This is a genomic window from Actinocorallia longicatena, from assembly GCF_039534125.1.
Lineage (GTDB): Bacteria > Actinomycetota > Actinomycetes > Streptosporangiales > Streptosporangiaceae > Actinocorallia > Actinocorallia longicatena.
This window is the reverse complement of the sequence record NZ_BAAAUV010000064.1, coordinates 1-6,224: the sequence shown is the minus strand read 5'-3', so window position 1 is coordinate 6,224 and position 6,224 is coordinate 1. Positions and strand designations below refer to the sequence as shown.

2 protein-coding genes and 1 pseudogene are annotated in these 6,224 nt (G+C 63.7%); all 3 read right to left on the bottom strand.

What is annotated here, in order from left to right; all coding sequences use genetic code 11:
* Positions 1 to 283: 283 nt before the first annotated feature.
* A pseudogene (locus ABD785_RS40995) lies at positions 284 to 622 on the bottom strand (transposase family protein); the annotation flags it as partial.
* A gap of 627 nt (positions 623 to 1,249) precedes the next feature.
* Positions 1,250 to 1,693 carry a hypothetical protein gene (locus tag ABD785_RS40990; RefSeq protein ID WP_344840287.1) on the bottom strand — a complete coding sequence of 148 codons (444 nt, stop codon included), beginning with the start codon at positions 1,691 to 1,693 and terminating at the stop codon, positions 1,250 to 1,252.
* Positions 1,671 to 5,591: a hypothetical protein gene (locus ABD785_RS40985; protein WP_344840285.1), complete on the bottom strand. Its 3,921-nt coding sequence runs from the start codon at positions 5,589 to 5,591 to the stop codon at positions 1,671 to 1,673. Before ABD785_RS40985 ends, ABD785_RS40990 begins: the two co-directional genes overlap by 23 nt.
* Positions 5,592 to 6,224 lie beyond the last annotated feature (633 nt).

Here is a 6,224-nt window from a genome sequence, read left to right as displayed (position 1 = left end):
TCCAAGAACAACAACGCTACGACGAAACCACCGCCTTCCCACCCACCCCAGCTTGACTCTTACGCCCATCGGATGTCTTGTCGGCCAGCGTGAGGATTCCGGCCTTCTCCAGTGGGACTGTAGAAATCCTGGTGTAACTCCTGAGGTGTAGGAGACATCTGTGACGAACGTGAAGAAGCTGGTCCAGAACCCGGTGGTCGAGGTGGGAGCGTCAGTTCCTGCGGCTGCGGTGGATGCGCGGGTGGTCGCTGAGTTGGTGGCTCGGGCCCAGGCCGAGGGGACTCCGGTCGGTGTGAATGAGGGTGCCGTCTAGGATCAGATGCGTCAGCCCGTCCTTCTTCGCCTTCTTCAGCGCCGCCGCAAGCTTCGGCGACCGGGCCGACAGCAGCGCTACCGCTTCCTCGACGTACCGCCAGGCCGTCGCCGTCGACACCTCGAATCCCGCTCCGACCTCGGCGAACGTCTCTCCCTTGCGCAGGTGAACCAGGGCCAGCAGCGCCTGTCGGCCCGGATTGAGCAGCCGCCACACCGACCCGATCGCCTTGCGTCGCCGCCTGATCAGCCCCGCGACGTAGTTGAGCGTTGAACGCGACAAATCGACGGCAGCACGATAGAACAACACGCAGAAACCCCTGGCCTGGACGTGGTGATTGTGGTGATCAACTCGTCTACCAGGGGTTTCTTCATGTCAAGGATCGAACACCCGGACCGCGATTAGGTCGTGATCATCCGTCTGCTCAGGCGGATGAAAAAGGCTCAGTATGAGAAGGTCCAGCGTCGCCCGCATCCTGTGCGCCCTTGCCATCACTACGACTCTCGGCTTCACCGACCTACCAGCACCAGCTAACGCAAACGCCCCTGTTCCTCCTGCTCAATCCCAATTGCAGGTCGGACCAGGCCCAGGCGACCACGGTGACGTCGCCTGGCAGATCATCCACTCGATCCTTCACCTCATCGGGATCGGCTGAGATCTCCTGTTGGGCATGGAGGGTCGTGGTCCTGGACCTCGATGCCGCCGACGGCCGTCACGCGTCCTGAACGCCGCAGGCACCAACATCGCTCGCCTCGCCAACCACTCCACGCCCGGCCTCAACCCCGACCGGTCACCCCGTCACACCAGCTTCTTCCAACAACGCTGCCGAGCTGAAGATCACTAACAGCATCCCGATTACCGGATAGAGCCCTTCGCTGCTCAGTCCACCCGCGGAGCCGCAGGTGGCCGATTGTTCCGACCACCCGCGGCAGGGTGTCATTCGCGTTTGATCTTTCTCGGCTCGAGAAGGGTCATTTCGTCAGGCTTCTCCAGTGGCGAAGCATGCCTGATCGCCGTTTGGTCCGGTAGGAACAGCTTCCGGTCGCCGAGTGGCCGGGAGAGCTCCAGCGGTATCAGGTAGTCGACAGCACTGGTCAAGTAGCGGCCTTGTTTCGGTGGGTCGATCCAGACACCGATCGTGATGTCCGTCGCGTTCTCCTTAATGGAGACCGTGGCGCCGGTGACGTCGGGTGGGCCCTTGTACTTCAGGGTCACCTTGACCTCGCCGACTGCGAACCAGGCGGAGTGGATCACTGCCAGGGTCGGTGCGGGGGGCTCCGCGTCACCCGGCTTGGGGCCGTCAACGCCGCATGCGGTCATACCGATGAGGAGCGGCAGCGCGAACAAGCCGCATGCGCTACGGGAGAGGGTGAGACGCAACGTTTCCTCCTCCTCGGTATCGGACGGCGGTGTAGAGATCGGTGAACAGGAGATCGCAGTAGTTGCCGTACTTCTTCGACTTCAAATATCCACCACCGCTCACAATGCCTCGCGCGTGCACGCCGACGATCGACTTGTTCCTGGTGATCTCGGTGTACACCGGCCCACCGGAGTCACCGTAGTCGATGCAGTCCTTCTCATAGACTGCTCCGCCCTTTCCGTCCTTCGTTAGCACCGCGTAGCTGACCCCCTTGATGACTGCATTGTCCGGGGTTCGGTACCAGGTGTCACTCCGGTTGGCGTCCTTTCCTTTAACCCAGGTGCGGATGGTGGTCTTGTAGGAGCAGCGCCGTCCGGTGGTCGCGCCGCCCACGCAGAGCTCACCCACTTCACGAGCGCCCTGTTCCGTTACGGCGCCACCGCGGACCAGAAGCTGATCGCGTGTCTTGGGGCCGTACCTGAAGATGCTGGCGTTGGCGTGGCTGTCGGCGCGGATGGCGAGAAGCGACAGGTCACCGTTGCCGTTAGTTCCCTTGCGCAGGTAGTAGTTGTTGTAGAAGTCGTCGCCCCACACCCTGCGTCCGCCGCCGTTCTCGGTTGCCTGCGGCGACATGGCGTCATTCCAGGTCGGGAAGTTGTCGATGTCGTCGCGGTTACGCGAGGGATTGCAATGTCCTGCGCTCAGGAAGAACCGCTTGCCGTTGAGCCACCAGGCGAACGCCAGGCTACACTCACCGTCCGTGGTCGAGTACCTGGCGCCGCCAGCCAGTTGCCGGTAGGCAGGGCTCTTAGCTCCGTCGACGCATTGTCGGTTTCCGAGCTCGACGCGCGTGCCGTCTCCGGCGATGCAATAGCGACTTGTGCTCTCGCCGTCAGGGGAAACGACGATAGCGACCTTGCTCGGCCCGTACCGGCTGGTCAACCCCGCTTGGAGAGCCGAGGACGGCTGGGGGGCCTCGACGATGACCCGATTCTTCTCCGGCTGGAGGTAGGCCCGTCTGATGGTGGTCACGTCCGGGATATCGGTGTCGGTCAGAGTGCTCAGCTCCTGGGAGATGTCAACGAGCTGGTTTAGGTCGTTGGGCGCGTGAGCGGGACGCGGAACGATCGACACAGTGGGAACGGAGACCACGGGCGGCGGGGTTGGCTCTACATCCCCCATGTTGGCGGATTCATCGGTCTCGGACGGGCCCGGGCCCTCGTTCGTGCCATCGTCCCCCGCACCGTCACCGGTACCCGGATCGTGGTCGGGGTAGGCTGGCACCTTGATCGGTTTCGCCGCTTCGGCGAGGGCCTGCGGGGTCGTCGCGGTCGTGACCACGGTTTTGGTCACCGGGTCATAGCTGGCCAGACCTAGGCCCGCCGCCCCATCGGCTGTCGAAGCTGTCTCCGATGTCGCCATCGCCTGCTGGTAGGGCTGCTCTTCGGGCAGGTCCAGGTTCCCCTCCTCGATGACTTCGACACTCTTGTGAACGTAGTAGCCGCGAACGTTGATGGTGAGGTGGACCGGTCCGCTGCCGTGGTTGGAAATGGCGATGCGTCCCAGCCCGGAGGGCGTCTGGAGGTCGAATCCGGTGGTTGATTCCCCCGCCTGGTAGATGACGCTGGAGATCCAGTTCTCGGGTTTGTCCTCGGGCCGCAGCGTGATCCAGCCGCCTTGAGCAGGGTTGTTCACGTGGATCTGCATCGCGACGGCCGAGACGGTGTTGACCGGTGCACCGGACGGGCCGGTGACGTCGAGATAGAGGGTCTGTTCGGACCCAAGCTGGGATGTTGAGCCGCCGGTCCCGACGCCGGTCGCGGTGTCGAGGACGGCGGTGGTGGGTACCACTTTGTAGCGCGAGCCACGGTCGTCCGCGTCGAAGAGCGTGAAATACCCACGGACAGAGATGCTCACGTGGACCGTACCGGAGCTGTTGTTCGTGACCCGAAGCCGATTTTTGTGGCTCGTAGGGACGATGGAGAAAACGCTATTGGCGCCATCGTTCTGGGTGAACTTCAGTGTCCCGATCCCAGCTGGGGCGTCGATGGGTTCGACCTTCAGATCGCCGTCGGCACCATTGTCGATCGTGATGATGTTGAGGGCGACGGCGTCGACCTGGCCGGGGTCGGTGGGGAATCCGGCTTGCCCCGCGGCAGTGATCTCGACTGCTTCCCACGGGTTCAGCGGCGTCGTTCGGGCCGGGAAGCCGGCCGTGTGCGATGCCCGGGTGTCCCACAGGACGGCCGTGTTGACCGGCATGTAGACCTTGCCAGCCGCGCTCTGCTGGACGTAACCGTCGGCGGAGATCAGTACGTCGATCGGCGCCGTGCTGTTGTTCTTCACGGCGAGCTGTCCGGTGCTGGTGACCTCGGAGATATCGGCATTCGAGATTGACTCGCCAGCGGTGAACGTCGCTGAGGCGATTGTGGTGGGTTTGTCGGAGGGATACACCGAGATGGTCCCCGCCGCGGCTGGCTTTATGACCGCCAGGCCGAGGGAAATCGCGGCGACACCCGTGTTGGGGATGCCTGCCTTGCCGAGGGCCTGAAACGTCATGGTGCCGCCCGCAGGAACCTTTTGGACGGCACCGCCGGGGACTCCGTCGCCCTTGGCGGTCTCCAGCAGCGGAGTATTGCGTAGGGGCACGAACTCACCGGGTGCAATCGTGTGGGGCACGGAGGCTGGGGTCAGAAAATAGCCGTGTACGGCTATCTGCACATGTGTGGAGTTCGACGCGTGGTTGGCCACGGTGATCTGGCCGCGCTCGTCGGGGGCGGCGACGTCGAACGCCTGCGATTGTTCCCCTGATACAAAGGACACGGAAGGAACATTGGGGTCGGTCGCGCCAGCGGGGTAGGTAGTGAGATAGCCGACGGAGTTGGTACCGAGCGCCTTGATCGAGAACGCCACGGCGGTGACGCGGGCGGCATCCTCGACCGGCAGGTCGCTGATCGCGTTGAACGTCATCGTTCCGTTGGAGGGGATGATTGTCGCAACCCCGGTGGGGGTGCCAATGCCGCTGGTGGTGTCGAGAATGACCTTGGTGGGGACTGGCGCGAACCGGGCGGCGTCGTTGTCCGTGCCGGAGAAGTACCCGCGCACGGTGATCTGCAGGTTGACGGTCCCAGCGCTATTATTGCGGATCTTGATCTGGCCGGTGCAGGTGAGTGGGCTGATCGCCAGCGATCCGACAGGCTCGTCTGGGATGAATCGCAGGAATGGGGCCGGTTCGGTGAGGTCGGATGGCCACATGGCCAAGTCACCGGAAGTGACCTGCCCCGTGACGATGACGTTCATCGCCACGGCGGAGGCCTGGCATCCGGCCGGGACTCCCACATGACCCGCGACGTCGATCGTGGCGACCTCGCCGGCGGCCAGTGGCGTGGTCCGGGTCGGGGATCCGCTGCCGGTCTGGGTGTTGTAGAGGGTGGCGGGAGTAATGGGTTCGTAGCCCGAGCCGACCCCGTCTTGGAAGAACCCGTCGGTGGTCACCACGACGTCCAGCGCCACAGCGCTATGGTTATCAACGGTGATCATTCCCGTAGAGGTGATCTTGGTGAAGTCCGCAACGGTCACGCTCTCGCCCGTCGTGAACACCGATGTGGACACATTGACGGCTTGGTCGGAGGGATAGACCGCAAGCCAGCCGCTGGCGGCCGGAGTAAGGACCGAGATCCCGGTGGACAAGGCTTTGATGTCACTCGTCGGTATGGGGCCCCGTCCGGTCGCCTGGAAGGTGACCTTTCCCCATGCGGGGAGCTTGACCGGAGTGCCACTGGCCTGGCCGATGCCGCTTCGGGTGTCCAGTAGCACTGTCGTCCGCAGCGGCGTCAGCAGGCCGCTGGCTGTTTCCGCATGAGCCGGGGTCGCGATCTGTGCAGCGGTGAAGAGGGCAAGGACAGCGACGAGCGCCAAGATGAGTGCCGTCAACCGCATCGATAGGCGCGGCGCGGCGGGGGTGGATCTCAAGCCAGAACTCCAAAAATCGCCCTGAACGGCAGGTGGACCGCCCGATCTGCAGAGCAGTCAGGTCATTTTCAGACATAGTAAAGAAGAGTTAAAGTTTTCCAAAATGGCGCCGTGGTCGAGCCGCCTTGCGCGGCTCGATCAGCCCGATGGGAGGGGCGTACTTCGACGTTGGCCAAGCCTTGTCCGGCGCCTGCTGCCTTGGGCTTATCGGACGCGGCCCGTCCCTGCCAGGCGACGTCCCGCGCACCCAGGCCGATGCTGTCGCTCGACAACGTCTTCTCGGTCGTCCCGGCGGGAAAGGACGCACAGCAAGTCGCCGGGCGGCCGGGTGGCGTCGGCTTGCCGCTGACGAGTTCGATCGTGGCGTCGGACCAGGCGGTGATCTGGTTGGCGTCTTTGTCGGGCAGGCTTCGAAGATTCCGCTGATCATTGCGACGGAACGGGCCCGACGATCTGCACTCGCTGCCGCTGCGGGCTATAAGCACTGACCCTTTTTCATCCTCGGGTGACCTCGTAGTTCTGTAGGACGGCGATGGCCTTGACGAGGTGGCCGGCCTTGCTGGGGCTGCACCGGAGTTT